Raw genomic sequence first — 20,691 nt, 5'->3', positions numbered from 1 at the left:
ACAATAAAATGGAAAAAGTAAAGAAATCGTTGGTAAAGAAAGAGTATCTGGTTCCTTTTGTATTAGTCACATCTCTGTTTTTCTTATGGGGTTTTGCACATGCTATTTTAGATGTGCTGAACAAGCATTTCCAGGAGGCGCTTGTCATGACGAAGGCTCATTCTGCTTTGATCCAGGCAACGATGTACACTGGTTATTTCACAATGGCTATCCCAGCCGGACTTTTTATTAATAAATACGGATACCGCCAGGGGGTGGTGTTCGGTCTGATCCTTTACGGGATCGGATCGTTGCTTTTCATTCCGAGCGAACAGTTGATGTCATTCAACTTCTTTCTCTTTTCCCTGTTTGTGATCGGTTGCGGACTGACGTTCTTGGAGACGGCAGCCAATCCTTACGTGACAGAGCTTGGGGATCGCGAGACGGCAGCCAGTCGTTTGAATCTGGCACAATCCTTCAACGGGTTAGGTTGTATCTGTGCACCTGTAATCGGTGGGATGCTGTTGTTTTCCGGCAACGGAGATGCTAACATTGCTTTGCCCTATACCGTGATGGGCGTTATCGTCCTGTCTGTTGCTCTTATTTTCTTCCGCATCCGCTTGCCGGAGATCAACCATGACGATTGCGAAGATACGACTGCTGAGGCTAAAGCCGGGTTGAAAGGATTGTGGAAACATCGTTGTTTTACCTGGGGGGTGATGGCCTTGTTCTGCTACGAAATAGCGGAAATATCGATTAACAGTTTCTTTATTAATTATGTGACTGACGATGGGTGGATGGATGCGCATGAGGCAGCGATCGTTCTTTCCTTCGGTGGATTGGGCTTGTTTATGATCGGGCGTATTATCGGTAGTTGGATTATGAGTTATATCCGGGCAGAGAAAGTCTTGTTTATCTGTGCGATCTTTACCGTTTTGGGTGCTCTGTTCGTTACCCTGAATTTAGGTACTCTGTCGAAAGGTGCTCTATTTGCCTGCTATATCTTCGAGGCTATTATGTTCCCGACGATTTTTGCTATCTCGCTGAGGGGATTGGGTGACTATACCAAGCGTGCTTCGTCCTTCTTGATGATGTCTCCGATAGGAGGTGCTGTCGGACCGTTATTGATGGGCTATGTAGCCGATATCTCGACAATGTCGTTTTCGTTCGTCGTACCGCTATTCGGGTATGCCGTAGTCCTTATTTATTCCTATATGGTGATGGCTAAGAAATTGCGTTGATTTATGATTTCAGATTTATGATTTATCAGTGATACATAGCTCATAAATCATAAATCTGAAATCATAAATCGTTTCACTTATACCTTTCGATAATATCCCAAACATCCTTCTCTGTTCCCCCGAAAGGTCCCGAGGCTTCCAGCTTGATTGTACACATGGCGGCGGCAAAACATCCTGCTTCTTTGTATGAAGCTCCTTTGTTTCGCATGTACAGATAGCCGGCCATATAGGTATCGCCACATCCCGTAGCGTCCACAATCTCTGTTGGAGGGTATGCGGGTATTTCATGAAATTCGCCGTCGGCATAAATGACAGATCCCATGCTTCCTAATGTCAGCAAAACCTCCTTAACGCCCCAGTTGGCTAATTTCAGAGCAGCTTCACGCGGATTTTTGCATCCGGTGAGAACTTCCGTTTCGTGTTCGTTGGCTTTCAGGATATGGATGTATTTCAGTGCCTCTTCCTTTTCCGGCCAGTCTACGGCGAAAACATTCTCACCGCGAACTTCACGCAGGTAGCCTTGGGCATCGACCGATAACATCCCTTTGGTCGATAAATATTTGATTACATCTAAAGAAAAATCGTCCGCCAGCAAACTTCCCAAATGATAGATGCGGGCATCGACATCCTGTAACCCTTCAACTGTGAACGGATCGGCTTTTGCCAATACCCGCTGCGTCCGGTTGTTCTGGTTCTCGCCATATGTATTTTCAAAATAGACGGAATGGGTACTGGGCAAAACCTTTACATCGATCCCTTTCCTGCGTATTTCTTCCACCGCGTCCATCTCACTGACAGCAAGAGCTGTTACCAACAGGAAGTCGGAAGTATCTAATTTGCTCATTCCATGCGCGAAATAGAAAGATGTTCCTCCCGGCATATGCAGTGTCCTTTTCGGCGTTACAATCTTATCCAACGTAATGTGGCCGATGCAACAAAGATTATGTGTATTCATATTACTTATTTAATCAGGCTGCAAAAGTATATAAAAACAAGAAATAAATTGTTGCTATGAATATTTTTAGCTCTTCCTTCGCCAGTTTGAATAATGAAACTTGCCATTAATAGTTTGTCATAGGCTCAAACAATGGAAATTTCTGATAACTCATGCCCTATCATGCGAATTGTTTCCACTAGATCCGAGAAACGCTGTTTGGAGAACTTATAGGTTCCTTCTCTCGGAAGTTCTTGTACTTTATACACTGCTATCGACTAAAAATTAGATACGTTTGTCTTGAATACAATATACAGTTTACTTGTCTAACCAATAACTATTACTATATTTGCATTGTGCAAATAGCACAATTGCGTTGTTTAACTGATTCTTTCAAATAAAAATCTGGAAAATTTGAAAGGGGGAAGAATGGGTTAGCATATCCCGCATCGTATCCGTAAGTATGGTGTGGGAGTATGTTGCTTATTTACTCCCAAAGGTTTTCCAGAGCCCTATTTGATAGATAAGTCACAGCTCTCACACTCTATATAATAATTTAAAGATTAAAGTTTGGAGATCGAGAACGCCGTGATTTTATTCACACAGAAGAAAGATGCTGGTTGAAAAGAAAATACTATCCGACCATTTTGAAGAAATATATGTCTCTTGGTTTTCCCGGATGAAATATTTCGCTCTGGAGTATGTCGTGTCAGAAGAAGACGCAGAAAATATCGTCCAGGACGTATTTACCGAATTGTGGGAAAGAAAAGAGATCTTGGCTTATGATGTGAATCTGGTTGCCCTGCTTTTTACTTCGATCAAAAACCGTTGTATCGACCTTTTACGTCACCGCATTGTTGTAAAGGAAGCTGTCAACCTGATACAGGAAGAGTATCAGGCTACTTTGCGGATGAAACTTGCCTCCTTGGAATTATTCGATCAGTCTCTACTCTCCGAGCAGGATATCGAACGGATCATTACTGAAGTGGTAGACTCTTTGCCTGAAAAATGTCGGGAAATTTTTATCAAAAGCAAAATAGAGGGGAAAAAACAGAAAGACATAGCTGCTGAATTGAATATTTCCCTTAAAACTGTTGAAAATCAGATGGATATCGCCTATAAGAAAATTAAAAGCGAATTGAAAGACTATCTCCCTTTATTAATATTTTTACTCGCTAATTAAAAAAATCCGTTTATCCTCTTGGGGGTTTTGGTTCCCTGATCCGTTTATTAAGAACAAAAGCGGAAAATATGAACGAACGGATACATAAATACTTTTATGAGGAACTTTCCACGGAAGAGCGACTATCCCTGCTGCGCGATGTCGAGGCGAGTGAAGAACTCAAAAAAGAATTTGTAGAGTATCAAAATCTATATGCCTTGTTGAACTTAGGACATCAGGTGCAGGATAAAACAATCGGCAAACAGAAATACGACTGCTTTATTTTGCAAAAGCAACACTCCGTGATGTGGAAGCGTTGGACACGCCGGATCGGGTATGCGGCTGCTATCCTGATATTAGTCGTTTCAACAAGTATATTGACATATTGGTATGCACAGCCTGAGCAAGCGGAGTTTTTATCGGAGAATGTGATGAATACTCTGTATACTCCTGCCGGACAGCGGGCACAACTGGTCTTGCAGGATGGGACGGAAGTTTGGCTGAATGCGAAGTCGAAGTTGATCTATCCAGCCAGTTTTACCGATGATAAAAGGAATGTTACGATCGAAGGAGAAGCCTTCTTCAAAGTGGCGAAAGACCCTTCCCGCCCTTTCATTGTTTCTACGCATGATGTCGATATGGAAGTTTTAGGCACCCAATTTAACGTGTGCAGCTATCCTGCGACCGGCTATGTACAAACCAGTTTGTTGGAAGGTTCCGTACGCGTCTTTTTCCGGAATAAGGAATCTGACGGGATCATTTTGGAACCGGATCAACAAGTGACTGTCTCGAACGGAAAGATGAAGGTAGAACCGATTCGCCTGAAAGCTCATTTTTTATGGCTTGACGGTATATATGCCTTTGAAAATGAACCTTTGATCAATATTCTGGAAAAAATGGAACTTTACTATGACGTAAAGATCGTAGTAAAAGACACATCTTTATTCAAAGATACTTATACGGGAAAATTCAGGCAGCGCGACAGTCTCGACGATGTTTTCCGCGTATTGCAGCAAATCCGCAAATTCAAAGTAGAGAAAGACACAGAGCGGAACATAGTGACCTTAAAATAAGAACATGTCAAACATAAAAATGTATAGCCTATGATGAAAGAACAGTAGAAAAACAAAAGCGGCAGAAGCTACCAACAACTGCCGCAGAAGTTAAAGCAAACACAAGTCGTAATTTTTTAGTATTCACTTTAAATTTAGAACAAAGATATGAAAAGAAAAACTTTGTTGTTGCCTTTTATTATCTATAATAGTAACATTAAATATTTTTTTAGGATTATGAGAATATCACTTTTCCTATTGTTTGTATGTGTGTTTCAATTGATGGCAGAAGAAGCAGATGCACAAAATGCAGAGATCAAACTTAGCCAGAATAGCATGACAATAAAACAATTGGTCAAAGAGATTGAGGCGCAAACTGACTATTTGGTTGTGTTTCGGGATCAGGATGTGGATGTCAACAAGACTGTTTCTTTTAACACAAAAACAGCTACAGTTGCAGACTATCTAGAAATGATTACTAAAAACACAGGTATTAGTTATCAGTTTGAAAATAACTATATTACGTTATTGTCTACCTCTTCTAAATCTGTAAATCAAGAGAAAAAGAAAAAAATAAGTGGACAAATAGTTGATACTTACGGTTTAGCGGTTATAGGGGCAAATGTTGTAGAAAAGGGAACGACGAATGGTACGATAACGGATGTAGACGGAAATTTTTCTTTGGAAGTCGATGAAAACAGCACGTTGGTTGTAAGCTATATTGGGTATACTCCACAAGAAATAATCGTAGCAAATAAATCAAATTTTAGTATTAAATTGAAAGAAGATACCGAAGTTTTGGATGAGGTTGTAGTGGTAGGTTATGGAACAGCGAAGAAAAAGGATCTTACAGGAGCTGTTTCTAGTGTAAAAGCCGAAAAATTATCAGCTCAGGCTCCTCGAAATGTACAAGATATTTTACGTTCGAATGCCGCTGGTTTGAATATTGGTATAGCTACTGATGCTAAAGCTGAGGCTGATTTATCTGTTCGGGGTAAAGGTACTTTATCTGCGGGCAGTTCACCTCTTATTGTTTTAGATGGAGTGATTTATGAAGGAAATTTGTCAGATATAACTCCTGAAGATATTGCAAGTGTAGATGTTTTGAAAGATGCGAGTTCGTCTGCCGTATATGGAGCAAAAGCCGCAAATGGAGTTATTGCAATTACAACAAAAAAAGGAATTCAAGGGAAACCTGTGATTAATTTCAATGCAAATATCTCTTTTGCAAAATCTGCGAATCAACCTAAAATATTGGATGCTGAGGGATTCTTGAAATTTAGGCAGGATTATAATGAAGGGAGAAATTCGGATGAATATTTGGCTAAATATCCTCAAATATTTGTAAATCCATTTAAGCTACAAGGTGTCGATCCGCTTGTTTGGTATAATTATGACCAAAGTGTACCTGCCACATCTGTCACTGATAAACAATTGGAAACTCAATGGTTATCCCGTCTGAATTTACTGACTCCTGAAATTGATAATTATTTTGCAGGTAGAATTACGAAATGGGATGATCTTGTATTTCAAACGGGATTACAACAAGATTATACAGTTAGTGTATCGAATGCTACAGAAAGGACTTCGCAATATTACTCATTGAACTGGGCGGATAGGGAAGGTATTATTACCGGAGATAAATATACAAATTTTAGAGCAAGAATGAATGTGAAAACAGAAATCACATCATTCCTTTCTGTAGGTATGAATGCTCAATTTTCCTCTCGAAATGAAGGCTTTTTGAAGTGTCTTTGGGAGCAAATGACTATGATTTCACCTTATGGAGCAAATGAGGTGGATAATTTAGAAAGCCCTTATAGACGAAATCCGACAGGAATGGACCCTGTCAATCCTTTCTATGATAATATGTATACAGAAAGGAAAGATTTGTATCAGAATTTAAATGCAAAACTGTATGCAGAAGTTAAACTTCCATTTGGAATCGAATATACTTTGAATTTCACTCCTTACTATAGTTGGCATGATTATTATAATCATTATTCATCTGAAGGAGAAAAATGGGAAGCTATAGGAGGAGCTTCAGTTAGAACGAATACTAAACAGTTCAGTTGGCAAATAGATAATATCATTCGCTGGAAGAGAGAATTTGCTCAGAAGCATAAAGTAGAAGTCACACTGTTAGCGAATGCAGAAAAAGCTCAGTATTGGTCCACTACGGCAGAGGCTCAAGGATATACGCCTAATGATGTTTTGGGATATCATCAGTTGCAATCGGGATCAGTACAAAAAGTATCAAGTGATGATACGTATCAAACAGGGGATGCTTTAATGGCTCGTCTATTTTATTCGTTTAATAACAAATATATGTTGACAACTTCTATCCGACGTGACGGATATTCTGCATTTGGAAAGAAAAACCCTCGAGCAACATTTCCTTCTGTCGCTTTAGGATGGGTTTTTACTCAAGAACAATTTATGCAACAAGCAAATTCGTGGCTGAATTATGCAAAATTGAGAATTTCTTGGGGAGAAAATGGAAATAGAGATATTGGCCAGTATGCAGCATTGGCTCAAATGAAATCAAGTTTGAGACCTTATATTGACCAAACAGGCAATATTTATACAATTTCTCAGATGTTTGTAAATACGATGGCAAACCATAATTTAAAATGGGAAAGAACTGCTGCGTTTAATTTTGGTTTGGATTTCTCTTTATTCGATGAATTGTTGAGTGGTTCCATTGAAACTTACGTATCTAAGACAAATGATTTGTTAGTAAAACGAGCATTACCCGATGTTACTGGTTTTAATAGTGTAACTGCCAATTTGGGGCAGTTACAGAATAAAGGATTTGAATTAACTTTAAATGCAAATATTATTAATTCAAAAGATTTCAAATGGTTCGCTTCTGGTAATTTTTCTTTAAATAGAAGAAAAATAAATAGCCTTTATGGTGATATGGTCGATGTTTTGGATGAGAATGGAAATGTTATTGGACAAAAAGAGTCGGATGATGAAACCAATAAATGGTTTATTGGTCAAGATCCGGATCGTATTTGGGATTATGAGAGAGCTGGAGTCTGGCAAAAAGATGAACGTGAAGAAGCTGCGATTTATGGGTGTCAACCTGGTGATTTTAAATATGTCGACCAAAACGGAGACGGTATCATGAATAATAAAGATAAAGTTTTTCAAGGATATACAACTCCTCGTTTTCGTTGGACTTTGAGGAATGAATGGACTTATAAAAATCTCTCATTATCGGCTGTCTTATATTCTTATTTAGGACATTACGGCGCTTTTCAAAGGGCTGCCAATAATTATTCGTTTCCAGATAGAACTTCGGACTATGATTTCCCAAGATGGACGGCTACAAATCCAATAAATGATTATGCACGTATTGGCTCAAAGAACATAGGAACTAATTATGTAAATAAGTCATTTGTACGTTTGGAAAATGTGACGTTATCTTATCATTTTCCGAAAGAGTGGATAAATAAATTTGCTATACAGTCTTTACGTTTATCGGGTAGTATTCAGAATGCTGCAGTTTTTGCTCCTCATTGGAATTTCTGGGATCCAGAGAGCGGCTCTGTTACTCCTCGTACGTTTAATTTAGGTATTAATGTTACATTGTAAAAATTAGATTATGAAAAGTAGGAATATATATATATGCGTTGCTGTAGCTTTTTTATCGCTCAATTCTTGTACAGATAGTTGGTTAGAGCCTAAGCCATTATCTTTTCATACTCCAGAAGATACTTATGTTGGAGTTGATGGGTTTGAAGCTACTTTGTCTGCATGCGAAGCTGAAATGCACGATGAGTATAATGGAGATGGATGTGCCATCCTTACAGAGATGATACAATCGGATATTTGTGTGGAAGGAACTACTGATAAAGCTGGGCCTCAAATGGATATGGATAAATCTTTATTACCTGATATGCCTTTGGACAATATGGATTATACTCGTGTCGGATGGTATTGGACACATGGTTACAAAGCCATTAAATCTGCAAATATAATCATTGCTCGTATTGATGAAGGAAAATTTGCAAATGAAGAAGATAAGAGTCGGATTTTGGGACAGGCTTATTTTCATAGGGCTTATTGGTATTATAAATTAGTTCATCAATTCGGCGATATCCCTTGGTTAGATTACGAATTGGCAGAACCTAAGACCGATTTTTATTCTTACGACAGATGGAGTATTTTGGAAGAATTAAAAAGAAATTTGGAATATTCTTATCAAAATGTACCTGATAATGTCAATCGTGGGAAAGTTTCAAAAAGTGCTTGTGGGGTTTTGTTGATGAAAATAAATATATGCTTGGGATATTTTGACGAAGCAATACAAATAGGACAATCTATAGTAGCCGAACATCCATTAATGACAACTCGTTTTACATCAAATCAAAACAAACCTAAAACCAATTTAATGCATGATCTGCACAGTGTTGAAGCAAAAATGGATATATCAAATACCGAGGGGTTGATGTATATTGTATCATACCCTAATGCTCAAGGATCTGTAAGATCTCAATTGATGAGAAATACAATTCCACGTGTAGTTGGAGTTACGACCCCAGACGGAATGTCTGGAATTGTTTATACTGATAATGTGGAATCTCAATATGAAATAAATAAAACGTATGGAAGAGGTATTGGTAGAGCCCGTTGTACTAATTATTATCAGTACACAATATGGACGGAAAAGGAGAAAAACGATTTAAGAGGTGTTTATAATCGTGATAGTTGGATAAGTCCATCTGATTTGTATTATAATGATCCGACGTTAAAAACAAGTGGAAACATTTATTATGGTACACATTTGGTGAAAAACCCAGCAATGTCTGTAGAAGATTCTATTCGAGCTTGGTATCAATGGCCTCATTATAAACTATATGTACCTGATCCACTTTCTTCGAGTTGGTATTGGGGAGGTGAAACTCCTATGTATATTTATCGCTCGGCGGAAGTTTATCTATTGATGGCAGAAGCTTATTATTGGAAAGAACAACCAGCTAAAGTTGCAGAGATGTTGAATGTCGTACGTAATCGAGCTGGAGCAGAATCTTTGACCGCTTCAGATATTAATATCGGTTCAATTTTAGATGAACGGGCGCGTGAGCTGTATTATGAAGAAAATAGGCACGTAGAAATTACTCGTATAGCTTTTACTTATGCTCGTACTGGTAGAAATTGTGAATATTTTGGAAGAAGTTATAGTCTTGATAATATATCGGGACCCGGAGGTGCTGGTTCTAATATTAAACAAGAGGGAATCAATTTTTGGTATGATTGGGTAAATGCTAAGAATAATTTTTATAATAAAGGCATCAAGCATCGTTGGGCTGAATATAAAATCAGTGTCCATCATCTGTTATGGCCTGTTCCTGCATCAGCTATTAATGCGAATACGAAAGGGGTTATAAATCAGAATATCGGTTATCCTGGTGCAGAGAAAAATGTAGAGCCACTGAAAGTTGGTCAATTATAACAAATGGATGTTTTATTAAAAATAGAATGAATCATGAGATCATTTTTTTATATATTATTTCTTTCTTTGATTTGTAATTTTGCTTATGGTCAAGCGATCATAAAAGGAATAAATTATGATGAAAGTAAAGTCCCTGATTTTGTGCTGCCGGATCCTCTTATTTGTAATGACGGACAGCAAGTAACCACTGCGGATGAATGGGAAAAGGTAAGAAGACCGGAAATTTTAGAGATATTTATGTCTAAGGTCTATGGACGGACACCGACTGATAAAATCGATGTGTCTTATACCTTATTGGCTTGTGATCCTAAAGCAATGGATGGTAAAGCAACTTGTAAACAAATATTGTTCACTTTTACAAATGGGAAGAAAACAATAGATGCAATTCTATTATTATATATTCCTAACCATGTACAAGGAAGAGTACCTGTGTTTGTTGGATATAATTTTATGGGGAATCAAACGACAACATTAGAACCATCGATTTACTATTCTCCAGGATTAAGGTTTGTACATGGCAAAGATAGTCCCGTATGGACAAGAGGAGCGCAGAAAAACCGTTGGTGTTATGATAAAATATTAGAACGTGGATATGCTGTAGCGACTATGTGTTATCATGATATCTATCCGGATCGAGCAGAGTTGAGAGATTATAGTGTAGCTTCTCTTTTCCCTGATTATATATCAGGATCCAAAAATCATGATGAGTGGGAAGCAATTGGAGTTTGGGCTTGGGGATCAAGTCGTATTGTTGATTATTTGGAACGTGAGGGAAGAATAGATATGAGTAAAATTGCAATAATGGGACATTCCAGACAGGGGAAAGCTGCGCTTTGGTCTGGAGCTCAGGATTCACGTTTCAAAGTGGTCATATCGAATGATTCTGGTTGTGGAGGAGCTGCCTTGTCAAAAAGAGTTTATGGGGAAAATATTGCTCGCATAACAACTGTTCTTTCTCATTGGTTTTGCCCTGCATTTAGTCAATATGCAGGTAATGAAGAAAATTTGCCTTTTGACCAGCATGAGATGCTGGCTTTAATAGCACCACGCCACCTTTATGTAGCGAGTGCGGAAGGCGATCTTTGGGCTGATCCTAAAGGTGAATATTTATCTGCATATTATACCAATAAAGTTTATGAATTATACAAAATGAAAGGGTTGGACTCACCAGTTCCTCCGGCTGTTCATCAACCAATTATGAATGATGTAGGTTATCATATACGGGCAGGTAAACATGATGTGACAGATTATGATTGGGAGCGCTTTATGGATTTCTGTGATTTACATTTTAAGTAAATTGGATTTCCTGTAAAGATTAAAAAATAGAAATATTGGATTTTGGTTTCTGAAGGAATATTTATTCATTATTCAACATAGCTTTTCAAAAACTTGATATACCTCTAAGAAACAGCACAGCGTAGGAGGCTAAGCTAGTATCTTAGAGGTATTTTCTATATAAGAATATTTGAATCTATGAATGTTGATTTAGAAACAACCATCATACCATCATGTTTCTTGTGTGAAGGTTGAATATCAAGATATACAGCTATGATAGTTCTCATTTCAACTATCATGCAACTATCATAAATCAGCTGTTTAACCATCATTTTGGTCGTTTTTATCGGAAATAGATGTACTTTGGAAGTGTTAAAACAGAATGTTTTTGAGAATGTATAAGCCTTTTTTGCCGGAATAAGGTACTTTGGAAAGCAAAAGACGTTAGTTCTTTTCCTCAAAATACGCGTATCAGGTCCATTTACACCCCCATCTGAGCGGTCTTGAGACCTGGGTCTGCAGGGGGGTGACACCCGGATCTCGACAAAAATATATAGCTATATTGCTGATAATAAGCTATATGTTGTGTGTGAAAAAGCTATTATATCTATGATAGTATGATAGTTAAAAAAACATCCATCATGCCTGCTATCATTCTATGTAGAGATTGATATTCATTATATAAAAGGCAAAGCATGATGGTATGACAGTTGTTTTCGCAATCGAAATTCATCTCTTTGCAGAGATATGTACCTCCTTCATGTGAATCGGATTTGTGGATTTTTATAAAACCTCTACCACCCTCTCCAGGGCCATCCCGTGCGATCCCTTTATCAGCACATGATATCCTTCCAAGGGATTTTTGCGCAAGGCTTCGATCAGCTCCTCTGTTGTGGCATAGGTGGTGAAGTCTTTTCCGGCGGCTTTTTGGAAATGTTCGCCGCACAGAAATACTTTATCGTAATTACCTTCCTTGATCCGGGCTACGACTTCGGTATGGAGTTCGTCGCTTGTAGGACCTAATTCGCGCATGTCGCCTAAGATGAGAGCTTTGGGCGAGACAGGCATTGTGGCGAAATTGTCTAAAGCGACTTTCATGCTGCTCGGATTTGCGTTGTAGGCATCGATGATCAGTTCGTTATTTTCAGTCTTTTTCAGTTGTGAACGGTTGTTAGTCGGCTCGTAAGCGGCAATGGCACGGCTGATGCGTTCTGCCGGAATCTTGAAGAAACGGCCAACAGCAACGGCAACTAAGGCATTGTCCAGATTGTAGTTACCGATCAGATGGGTTTCCACTGTGTGGATTTTGCCCTGTTGCTTCCATTCGAAAGTCAGGTAGGGATTACAGCTGACTACACATCCCCAGGCAAAAGCCGTTTCATCGGAACCGTATGTGACCTGTTCGATTCCATTGGCGATCTCTTTCAGATATTTATTATCCTGATTGATGAATATCTTACCTTTCGTGCGGCGCATATAGTCGTATAATTCACCCTTTGTTTTGATCACACCTTCGAATGAGCCGAAACCTTCCAGATGGGCACGCCCGACATTGGTGATAATCCCGTAGTTTGGCTGTGCTATGTCGACCAACTCTTTGATATCGCCCGGATGGCTGGCTCCCATTTCGATCACAGCCATTTCGTGGTCGTGCGTCAGGCGGAGCAAGGTGAGAGGTACGCCGATATGGTTGTTCAGGTTGCCTTCGGTGTAGAGAAGGTTGTATTTGGTAGACAGGACGGAAGCCAGCAGTTCCTTGGTCGTTGTCTTTCCGTTTGTTCCGGTGATACCGATAATCGGACAGCCGATCACTTTACGGTGGCGGTGCGCTAATTGCTGCAAGGTCGTCAGCACGTTGTCCACAAGGATTGTGCGTTCTCCTATAAAATAATCCGGATTGTCGATTACCGCATACACGCAACCGGATGCCAGCGCCTTTTCTGCATATTGGTTACCATCGAATTTATCCCCTTTCAAGGCAAAGAAAATCGAACCGCGAGGGCAGTTTCGGCTGTCGGTTGTCACTTTCGGATTGTGTATAAACAATTCATATAGTTCAGGAATAGTCATAGTCTTTTTCCCTTTATAATTTCTATGAGAGTTATTTTGCGCAAATGTAGTGATTTAATGTATTTACCTTTATCTTTGTCGGAAAGAAAAATAAGAATGTTACATAAAACGCTCAATATTAGAGGAACGCTTACCTCACTCGATACTCCGCTGGTGATGGGGATTCTGAATGTCACTCCCGACTCTTTTTATGCCGATAGTAGGAAGCAGACGGAAGTTGCAATTGAGGAACGCATACAGGCAATTTTATCCGAGGGAGGACGGATCATCGACCTCGGAGGTTATTCTTCCCGCCCCGATGCCGCAGAGGTCTCACCGGAAGAGGAGATGAAACGTCTGGCTTTTGCCTTGAAAATACTGAATACGCATTATCCAGATGTGACCCTGTCTGTCGATACATTCCGGGCGGATGTGGCACGTCGTTGCGTCGAAGAATACGGCGTCGCGATAATCAACGATATTTCGGGAGGAGAGTTGGATGCTGGAATGTTTGAGACGGTCGCCCGTTTGCATGTACCTTATATAATGATGCATATGCGTGGAACTCCTCAGACGAAGCAGCAACATACCGATTATGCAGATATAATGGAGGAGATTATGCTCTATTTTGCCCGGAAAGTCCGACAGCTCCGTTTGTTGGGAGTGAACGATATTATATTGGATCCCGGTTTCGGTTTCAGTAAGACGGTAGACCAGAATTATACGTTAATGGGACATCTGCGTGAGTTTAAGGATTTCGGTTTACCTTTGCTCGTCGGTGTTTCCCGCAAGAGCATGATTTATAAATATCTGGGTGGAACACCAGCCGACAGCCTGAATGGAACGACAGTCCTGAACACGATCGCTTTGTTGAATGGGACGGATATCCTTCGTGTCCACGACGTAAAAGCCGCAGTAGAAGCAGTCAAACTCGTTTCGAAAACTTTCAATTTTCAACTTTCAACTTTCAACTGTTAATATTATGTGGATGAATTTCGGAATAAAAGACCTGATTGATGTTTTATTGGTAGCCTTCTTCTTGTACCAGACATATAAGCTGATGAAGAATTCCGGAACTCTGGCTATCTTTAGTGGAGTAGTGTCGTTTATTATTGTCTGGATTCTGGTTTCCCAAGTGTTGGAGATGCGTTTGATGGGAGCGATACTCGACAAGTTTATCAGTGTCGGTTTCCTTGTGCTGGTGATTTTGTTTCAGGATGAGATACGTCGTTTTCTGGTGGCACTTGGTTCGCACAGGGGATGGAAGTTCCTGGGAAAAATATTTTCGAAGAAGAACCATGACAAGGAGAACGAAGGAAAGTTCATTGCCCCGGTTGTCCTGGCCTGCATGAATATGGCGAAGAAAAAGACGGGAGCACTGATATGCATCCAGCAGGATGTCGATCTGACCGTTTATGAGCATACCGGTGAAATGTTCAACGCTGATGCCAATGCCCGCCTGATCGAAAATATATTCTTCAAAAACAGTCCTTTGCATGATGGCGCCATGATCATTGCGGACAACCGTATCAAGGCTGCCGGCTGTATTCTTCCGGTTGCCCAAAACGCTAATTTGCCGAAAGATATGGGATTACGCCATCGTTCCGGCTTGGGAATGTCGCTCGAAACGGATGCACTGGTAATCATCGTTTCGGAAGAACGTGGGAAGATATCGGTCGCTCATAATGGTAAAATAGAAGTGAACGTTACGGCAGAGGATTTGCAACAAATCCTGTCAGGGGAGAAGGAAGTAACAAATTATTGTTAAATGTTCTGAAACTGATAAGTCTGCATGTAAATTTTTTACTGATTTTGCAAACTCTATATTGCATTTTGCCTACTTTTGTACCCGATTATTGTGATATCTAACTAACAATATAATAAAAACAGATCTTCCGCTATGGACTTAATGCAAGAGATTATTGCACGCGCTAAAGCAAACAAACAGCGTATCGTTCTTCCTGAAGGAACAGAAGAAAGAACATTGAAAGCTGCCGACCGTTTAGTGGCCGACGAAGTTGCAGACATTATCCTGATTGGCAACCCCGCTGAAATCAACAGCCTGGCTGCTCAGTACGGGTTGAACCACATCGGACAAACTACTATTATCGATCCGAAGAATCACGAAAAGAAAGCCGCTTACGCAGACCTGCTTTTCCAGCTGCGCCAGAAAAAGGGTATGACTCCTGAAAAGGCTGCCGTTTTAGTAGAAGATCCTTTGTTTCTTGCCTGCCTGATGATTAAATCCGGCGATGCCGACGGTGAAATCGCTGGTGCACAGAACACGACCGGCAATGTGTTGCGTCCCGCTTTGCAGATTATCAAGACTGCTCCGGGTATGAGTTGCGTTTCAGGTGCGTTCCTGATGTTTACAAAGACTCCCCAGTATGGTAAAGAAGGCATTTTGGTATTTGCCGACTGTGCCGTAATGCCGAATCCGACAGCACCAGAATTGGCAAGTATCGCTATTGCTACAGCTGCTACAGCCCGCGATATCGTAGGAATGGAACCGCGTGTCGCCATGCTGAGTTTCTCTACGAAAGGCAGTGCCTCTCACGAGATGGTCGACAAGGTTGTCGAAGCTACCCGTCTGGCAAAAGAAATGGCTCCCGACCTGAAGGTTGACGGAGAATTGCAGGCCGATGCCGCTTTGGTTGAAAAGGTCGCTTCATTGAAGGCTCCGGGCAGCGATGTTGCCGGACAGGCTAACGTTTTGGTATTCCCGACTCTGGAAGTGGGCAATATCGCTTATAAGCTGGTTCAGCGTTTAGGAGGTGCAGAAGCTGTAGGTCCTATCCTGCAGGGTATGGCTGCTCCGGTTAACGACCTGTCTCGCGGTTGCTCTGTTGACGATATCTATAAGATGGTTGCGATTGCATGTAACCAGTCGATAGGTTTGAAAGCAAATAAATAATTTGATTTATGAATTATGATTTATGTGACGATGATAAATCATAATTCATAAATTCCTAAAATCCCAACTCATAAATCATTAAATCATGAAAGTATTAGTATTAAACTGCGGTAGTAGTTCTATTAAATATAAATTGTTCGATATGACATCCGGTGAAGTAATGGCACAAGGTGGTATCGAAAAGATCGGTCTGCCCGGTGCATTCCTGAAACTGACCGACAAAGACGGTAAGAAAGTTGTTTTGGAAAAAGAAATGCCCGGCCACAAGGAAGGTATCGAATTTATCCTGAGTATTCTGACTGACAAGACATACGGCTGCATTAAGGAATATAACGAAATCGACGCTGTCGGCCACCGTGTGGTACATGGAGGTGAAAAGTTCGCTTCCAGCGTGAAGATCGACCGGGATGTGATCAACAAGGTAATCGAATGTTCGGATCTGGCTCCGTTGCATAACCCGGCTAACCTGAAGGGTATCGATGCTATGGAAGCATTGATTCCGGGTATTCCCCAGGTAGCAGTATTCGATACGGCTTTCCACCAGACAATGCCGGCTAAGGCTTATATGTACGGTTTGCCTTACGAGATGTATACGAAATACGGTGTGCGCCGTTACGGTTTCCATGGAACAAGCCACCGCTATGTTTCCCGTCGCGCTTGCGAAATCCTGGGCGTTCCTTATGAAGAACAGAAGATCATTACGGCTCATGTAGGCAACGGTGGTTCCATCGCTGCCGTAGATCATGGCAAATGTGTTGATACTTCTATGGGGCTGACTCCGGTTGAAGGTCTGCTGATGGGTACTCGTTGCGGTGACGTAGACGCCGGTGCTCTTTCCTTTATCATGGAAAAAGAAGGATTGGATGGTCATGGTTTATCAGACTTGATCAACAAGAAGAGTGGGGTTGCCGGCTTGGTCGGTGGTTCCTCCGATATGCGTGATTTGGAAGCAGCCGTAGAGGCAGGCGATGAACGTGCTACTATGGTTTTGGATGTTTACAACTACCGCATCAAGAAATATATCGGTGCTTACGCTGCTGCCATGGGTGGTTGCGATATCTTGGTTTGGACCGGTGGTGTCGGTGAAAACCAGTGGGCGACACGTCGTGTCGTTTGTGAAAACATGGAATACATGGGCATGAAGATTGACGTTGAAAAGAATGAAGGTATGCGTGGTGAAGAAATGGTCATCAGTACACCGGACAGCAAGGTTACGATCATTGTGGTCCCGACAGACGAAGAATACATGATCGCTGCCGATACAATGGATATATTAGGTAAATAATAATTATTCTAATCCTCACAGCTTACAAAACATTAGGATTAGTGTTTAGACTGCCCCGACACCGGTTGGGGCGGTCTTTTTTTATAAAATGAAACGGTCAAAATCTTTACAATAAACAAGGGGTAGATAGAAACTTTCATCTTTAAAAGATCTGACAACCTGATTGTCTTGAATTGTAAAAAGACATTGTCCTGTCTCATCGGATAATATGACAGATGACTGTTCCGCCCCTTCTGTGCAAATGTTCTGAATAAATTCGGAATCAATGGCTCTTTGGAATGCATCGTTTATTAATGCTGTTCCGTTGTTTGATTTAAGATGGGTATTAATACATTCTCGAACGATACGGGTTTTGTACTCAAAAGAATCTCCTTCACTGCTTGATAGAGCTTTGATTGCACAGAACAAAGCTTTACCTGCCGTACTTTTACCAGAATCGTTAATTCCGGTAATGACTGTTAAGCCACCAATTTCTATTGAAGTGAAGCATGCTTGATTTTGCTTATATTGGAGAGTTCAGTTTGCATCGTCTTTCTATTTAGTATGATTATACAAATGTAACGATAAATATTAGTAAAAACTAATTCTCTTCTTACTCTGTTTCGAACTGCTCCATATACAGCATTTCCCCGTCCCAGACGATATAGGAGAAATATTGCATCCAGTCACCCGCGATCAGTAGGCGCGCGGTACGTGAAAGCATCAAGTCGAGCATGATATGGCGGTGTCCGAAGATAAAGAAGTTGATATCCGGGTGTGTCTTGAGGTATTCTTTTGCAAAGAGGGCCATATACTCGTGGTCTTCGCCCTGGTATTCGGCTGCTTCCCTTGTCTTATGTTTTTTTAATCCGCTTTTACGACTGCTGAGCGACCAGCCGAGAGCGAAGCCGAACGTCCAGCGGGGATGGATGCCCGCATACAGCCATTGGCAGAATTTATTACGGAAAAGGGTGCGAAGGAAACGGAATGCCTTGCTTCTATAGTCTACCTCGTCGCCATGTCCGAGGAAGAACCGTTTGCCTAAAAGGTCTACAGTGAGCACATCCCGGTGGATGATCGCACCTATCTCCTTTGGCAGATAGTCGAACATCCAGATGTCGTGATTGCCGATAAATATATGGATTTCCACTCCATTATCGGATAGTTCCGCCAATTTACCAAGGAAACGGACAAAGCCTTTCGGTACGACGTATTTATATTCATACCAATAGTCGAACATATCCCCTAGGAAATAAATAGCCATTGCCTCGTCTTTGATGCTGTCCAGCCAGCGTACCAGTCTCTTTTCGACGGCAAGCGGGTCTTTATGGAAGCGGGCACCCAGATGGGCGTCCGATGCAAAATATATTTTCTTTCGAAGGGAATCCATGTCTCTATAAAAAACCTAATTCAAGTTTGGCCTCTTCGGACATCATGTCCTTATCCCATTCAGGTTCGAACACGAGGTTTACTTCCACGTTGTTCACGTCGTCGACAGATTCTATCTTCATCCGGACATCTTCCAGAATGAAATCGGCGGCAGGACAGTTGGGGGCGGTGAGGGTCATGTCGATGCGAACGTTCTTCTCATCGTCTACCTCTATGTTATAGATCAGGCCAAGATCGTAGACGTTAACCGGGATTTCCGGGTCGTATACGGTTTTAAGCATGGCGACAATCGCTTCTTCTGTTTGGAGGAATTCGTTGTTCATATTTCTTTAATTTGAATACAAACGTACGAATTAATTGACAATTGACAATTGACAATTGACAATTAATAACAGGAAAGGGTGGCTTCTGCTTCGTAACCCATAGCTTTACGATGGCTAATGCATAGAGTTACCCTTCGTAAAGCATAGCTTTATCTCACAGGGTTCCTTCGTCCGAATAACTGTAGTAGCTGCCGTCGGCCAGGACAATATGGTCTAACAGTTGTATTTCGAGTAAGCGGGCAGCGTCCCGAAGGTGTTGTGTCAGCAGGTCGTCCTGCCGGCTGGGGCGGGGATTGCCCGAAGGGTGGTTATGACAGAGGATGATGCCTACCGCAAGGGCATTGATCGCGGCTTTCAGAATGATGCGCAGGTCGGCTGATGTCTCGCTTATCCCGCCTTGGCTAATCTTGACCTTTTCGATCACCAGGGAAGAACGGTTCGTGAGTGCGATCCATAATTCTTCGTGGGGAAGATCGCAGAGCAGGGGATAGAAAATCCGGTAAACATCGCTGCTGGAGTGGATAACGGGACGTTGAACCGGATCGCTGTTGCCACGTCGTTTCCCAAGTTCGAGGGCTGCATTGATTGTGATAGCTTTGACTTTGCCAATGCCTTTAAACTTAAACATCAGTTCTTTGACGGATAATTTGCCTAAAGCATTCAGGTTATTATTGACGGAATTTAAAATACGTTGTGACAGTTGGACGGCAGTTTCCCGGCTGTTGCCGGAGCCGATCAGAATGGCCAGTAATTCGGCATCGCTGAGGGAAGCAATACCTTTCAATAACATTTTTTCGCGTGGGCGGTCTTCTTCTGCCCATTCTTTTATTTTCATAGCAAGAAAGTTTTGGATGATTTTAGATTTATGATTTATGATTTATCTTGTCAACGTATAAATCATAAATCATAAATCATATATTTTACCGGATACGTCCTACGTAAGAACCGTCCTGTGTATTGATTTCGATGATTTCACCTTCTTCAATGAACAACGGAACGCGTACTTCAGCACCTGATTCTACTGTTGCAGGTTTCAAAGTGTTGGTTGCTGTATCACCTTTGATACCCGGTTCCGTATAAGTTACTTTCAACTGTACTTTTACAGGCATATCTGCGAACAGAACAGTTTCTGTTGAAGCGTCTGAAACGACTTCCACAATCTGGCCTTCGATCATGAAGTCCACACCGTTGATCAGGTTTTTGTCGATGATGATATCGTCGAAAGTTTCCTGATTCATGAAATGATAGTGTTCGCCTTCCTGATATGTATATTGGTACGGGCGACGTTCTACGCGTACGTCTTCCAGTTTTTCACCGATGTTGAAACGACGTTCGATCTGACCACCTTTTACAACGTCTTTCAGGGTTGTACGCATAATCGTGTTACCTTTTCCCGGTTTTACATGAAGAAAATCGACGCAGAAATAGAGTTTACCGTCCAAACGGATACATGTTCCTTTCTTGATGTCCTGTGAATTAATCATACTAATGTTCTTTATATTATATTGTTAATTTATCTCGTGATGGATTTCGGGTGCAAAAGTAGTGTTTTCCTCTTAAAGTAACAATAAACTTCTGTAATTTTATTTGGAAATAGGTTGCAAATCAGTTTGATATGCAGAGGGGGTATAAGGGCTAAATACGA

The 20,691-nt window shown here is 41.0% G+C and carries 17 protein-coding genes; 11 read left to right on the top strand and 6 right to left on the bottom strand.

From position 1 onward, the window contains the following. The first annotated feature begins 8 nt into the window (after positions 1-8). The gene (locus KTG12_RS01955; RefSeq protein ID WP_005636647.1) at positions 9-1,220 is read left to right on the top strand and encodes a sugar MFS transporter; all 1,212 of its coding nucleotides are present in this window, start codon (positions 9-11) and stop codon (positions 1,218-1,220) included. 73 nt (positions 1,221-1,293) lie between these two features. On the opposite strand, the gene KTG12_RS01950 is transcribed toward KTG12_RS01955, so the two are convergent. Further along, a complete protein-coding gene (locus KTG12_RS01950) occupies positions 1,294-2,175 on the bottom strand; it encodes a PfkB family carbohydrate kinase (RefSeq protein ID WP_005636645.1) in 882 nt (293 codons plus the stop codon). Positions 2,176-2,767: 592 nt separating this feature from the next. Between KTG12_RS01950 and KTG12_RS01945 the strand changes: the two genes are divergently transcribed. The 5 genes from KTG12_RS01945 (at position 2,768) to KTG12_RS01925 (ending at position 11,128) form a co-directional block, all read left to right on the top strand. Beyond that, positions 2,768-3,337 carry an RNA polymerase sigma-70 factor gene (locus KTG12_RS01945; protein WP_005636642.1) on the top strand — a complete coding sequence of 190 codons (570 nt, stop codon included), beginning with the start codon at positions 2,768-2,770 and terminating at the stop codon, positions 3,335-3,337. A gap of 68 nt (positions 3,338-3,405) precedes the next feature. Then, on the top strand, positions 3,406-4,389 hold the full coding sequence (locus KTG12_RS01940; RefSeq protein WP_022322052.1) for a FecR family protein: 984 nt from the start codon (positions 3,406-3,408) through the stop codon (positions 4,387-4,389). 147 nt (positions 4,390-4,536) lie between these two features. Next, positions 4,537-7,971 carry a TonB-dependent receptor gene (locus KTG12_RS01935; RefSeq protein ID WP_005634519.1) on the top strand — a complete coding sequence of 1,145 codons (3,435 nt, stop codon included), beginning with the start codon at positions 4,537-4,539 and terminating at the stop codon, positions 7,969-7,971. 10 nt (positions 7,972-7,981) lie between these two features. Then, the gene (locus KTG12_RS01930) at positions 7,982-9,832 is read left to right on the top strand and encodes a RagB/SusD family nutrient uptake outer membrane protein (protein WP_119216454.1); all 1,851 of its coding nucleotides are present in this window, start codon (positions 7,982-7,984) and stop codon (positions 9,830-9,832) included. Between the two features lie 33 nt (positions 9,833-9,865). After that, a complete protein-coding gene (locus KTG12_RS01925; protein WP_155143430.1) occupies positions 9,866-11,128 on the top strand; it encodes an acetylxylan esterase in 1,263 nt (420 codons plus the stop codon). A 762-nt stretch (positions 11,129-11,890) separates the two neighbouring features. On the opposite strand, the gene murF is transcribed toward KTG12_RS01925, so the two are convergent. Then, entirely contained in the window at positions 11,891-13,177 is a 1,287-nt protein-coding gene (gene murF / locus KTG12_RS01920) for a UDP-N-acetylmuramoyl-tripeptide--D-alanyl-D-alanine ligase (protein WP_005644658.1), read from the bottom strand. A 96-nt stretch (positions 13,178-13,273) separates the two neighbouring features. On the opposite strand from murF, the gene folP reads away from it, so the two are divergent. The 5 genes from folP (at position 13,274) to KTG12_RS01895 (ending at position 17,851) form a co-directional block, all read left to right on the top strand. After that, on the top strand, positions 13,274-14,134 hold the full coding sequence (gene folP / locus KTG12_RS01915; RefSeq protein WP_122300563.1) for a dihydropteroate synthase: 861 nt from the start codon (positions 13,274-13,276) through the stop codon (positions 14,132-14,134). A gap of 4 nt (positions 14,135-14,138) precedes the next feature. Beyond that, the gene (cdaA, locus tag KTG12_RS01910; protein ID WP_005634496.1) at positions 14,139-14,924 is read left to right on the top strand and encodes a diadenylate cyclase CdaA; all 786 of its coding nucleotides are present in this window, start codon (positions 14,139-14,141) and stop codon (positions 14,922-14,924) included. Between the two features lie 132 nt (positions 14,925-15,056). Further along, positions 15,057-16,070, top strand: a complete 1,014-nt coding sequence (pta, locus tag KTG12_RS01905) for a phosphate acetyltransferase (protein ID WP_005634495.1) — start codon at positions 15,057-15,059, stop codon at positions 16,068-16,070. 85 nt (positions 16,071-16,155) lie between these two features. After that, the gene (locus KTG12_RS01900; protein WP_005634493.1) at positions 16,156-17,355 is read left to right on the top strand and encodes an acetate/propionate family kinase; all 1,200 of its coding nucleotides are present in this window, start codon (positions 16,156-16,158) and stop codon (positions 17,353-17,355) included. 265 nt (positions 17,356-17,620) lie between these two features. Beyond that, on the top strand, positions 17,621-17,851 hold the full coding sequence (locus tag KTG12_RS01895) for a hypothetical protein (protein WP_046451767.1): 231 nt from the start codon (positions 17,621-17,623) through the stop codon (positions 17,849-17,851). A 96-nt stretch (positions 17,852-17,947) separates the two neighbouring features. On the opposite strand, the gene KTG12_RS01890 is transcribed toward KTG12_RS01895, so the two are convergent. The 4 genes from KTG12_RS01890 to efp all read right to left on the bottom strand — a co-directional run bounded on the left by KTG12_RS01890 (position 17,948) and on the right by efp (position 20,530). After that, complete coding sequence (locus tag KTG12_RS01890; protein WP_005634487.1) at positions 17,948-18,724, bottom strand: UDP-2,3-diacylglucosamine diphosphatase; 777 nt, start codon at positions 18,722-18,724, stop codon at positions 17,948-17,950. A 4-nt stretch (positions 18,725-18,728) separates the two neighbouring features. Next, the gene (locus tag KTG12_RS01885) at positions 18,729-19,046 is read right to left on the bottom strand and encodes a metal-sulfur cluster assembly factor (protein ID WP_005634484.1); all 318 of its coding nucleotides are present in this window, start codon (positions 19,044-19,046) and stop codon (positions 18,729-18,731) included. A gap of 154 nt (positions 19,047-19,200) precedes the next feature. Continuing rightward, a complete protein-coding gene (gene radC / locus KTG12_RS01880; protein WP_005634480.1) occupies positions 19,201-19,881 on the bottom strand; it encodes a DNA repair protein RadC in 681 nt (226 codons plus the stop codon). 85 nt (positions 19,882-19,966) lie between these two features. Further along, a complete protein-coding gene (gene efp / locus KTG12_RS01875) occupies positions 19,967-20,530 on the bottom strand; it encodes an elongation factor P (protein ID WP_005634477.1) in 564 nt (187 codons plus the stop codon). Positions 20,531-20,691: the final 161 nt, after the last annotated feature.

It is taken from the genome of Parabacteroides sp. MSK.9.14 (genome assembly GCF_019041495.1).
Lineage (GTDB): Bacteria > Bacteroidota > Bacteroidia > Bacteroidales > Tannerellaceae > Parabacteroides > Parabacteroides merdae.
This window is presented reverse-complemented; position numbering and strand designations above follow the sequence as displayed.

What these genes read in the sequence shown, in the direction of transcription:
- folP (WP_122300563.1), top strand. Translation starts at nt 13,274, where the DNA reads ATGTTACATAAAACGCTCAATATTAGAGGAACGCTTACCTCACTCGAT.
- KTG12_RS01935 (WP_005634519.1), top strand. Translation starts at nt 4,537, where the DNA reads ATGAAAAGAAAAACTTTGTTGTTGCCTTTTATTATCTATAATAGTAAC.
- efp (WP_005634477.1), bottom strand. Translation starts at nt 20,530, where the DNA reads ATGATTAATTCACAGGACATCAAGAAAGGAACATGTATCCGTTTGGAC.
- KTG12_RS01950 (WP_005636645.1), bottom strand. Translation starts at nt 2,175, where the DNA reads ATGAATACACATAATCTTTGTTGCATCGGCCACATTACGTTGGATAAG.
- KTG12_RS01885 (WP_005634484.1), bottom strand. Translation starts at nt 19,046, where the DNA reads ATGAACAACGAATTCCTCCAAACAGAAGAAGCGATTGTCGCCATGCTT.
- KTG12_RS01945 (WP_005636642.1), top strand. Translation starts at nt 2,768, where the DNA reads ATGCTGGTTGAAAAGAAAATACTATCCGACCATTTTGAAGAAATATAT.
- KTG12_RS01955 (WP_005636647.1), top strand. Translation starts at nt 9, where the DNA reads ATGGAAAAAGTAAAGAAATCGTTGGTAAAGAAAGAGTATCTGGTTCCT.
- cdaA (WP_005634496.1), top strand. Translation starts at nt 14,139, where the DNA reads ATGTGGATGAATTTCGGAATAAAAGACCTGATTGATGTTTTATTGGTA.
- radC (WP_005634480.1), bottom strand. Translation starts at nt 19,881, where the DNA reads ATGAAAATAAAAGAATGGGCAGAAGAAGACCGCCCACGCGAAAAAATG.
- KTG12_RS01940 (WP_022322052.1), top strand. Translation starts at nt 3,406, where the DNA reads ATGAACGAACGGATACATAAATACTTTTATGAGGAACTTTCCACGGAA.
- pta (WP_005634495.1), top strand. Translation starts at nt 15,057, where the DNA reads ATGGACTTAATGCAAGAGATTATTGCACGCGCTAAAGCAAACAAACAG.
- KTG12_RS01900 (WP_005634493.1), top strand. Translation starts at nt 16,156, where the DNA reads ATGAAAGTATTAGTATTAAACTGCGGTAGTAGTTCTATTAAATATAAA.
- KTG12_RS01890 (WP_005634487.1), bottom strand. Translation starts at nt 18,724, where the DNA reads ATGGATTCCCTTCGAAAGAAAATATATTTTGCATCGGACGCCCATCTG.
- murF (WP_005644658.1), bottom strand. Translation starts at nt 13,177, where the DNA reads ATGACTATTCCTGAACTATATGAATTGTTTATACACAATCCGAAAGTG.
- KTG12_RS01925 (WP_155143430.1), top strand. Translation starts at nt 9,866, where the DNA reads ATGAGATCATTTTTTTATATATTATTTCTTTCTTTGATTTGTAATTTT.
- KTG12_RS01930 (WP_119216454.1), top strand. Translation starts at nt 7,982, where the DNA reads ATGAAAAGTAGGAATATATATATATGCGTTGCTGTAGCTTTTTTATCG.
- KTG12_RS01895 (WP_046451767.1), top strand. Translation starts at nt 17,621, where the DNA reads ATGGCTCTTTGGAATGCATCGTTTATTAATGCTGTTCCGTTGTTTGAT.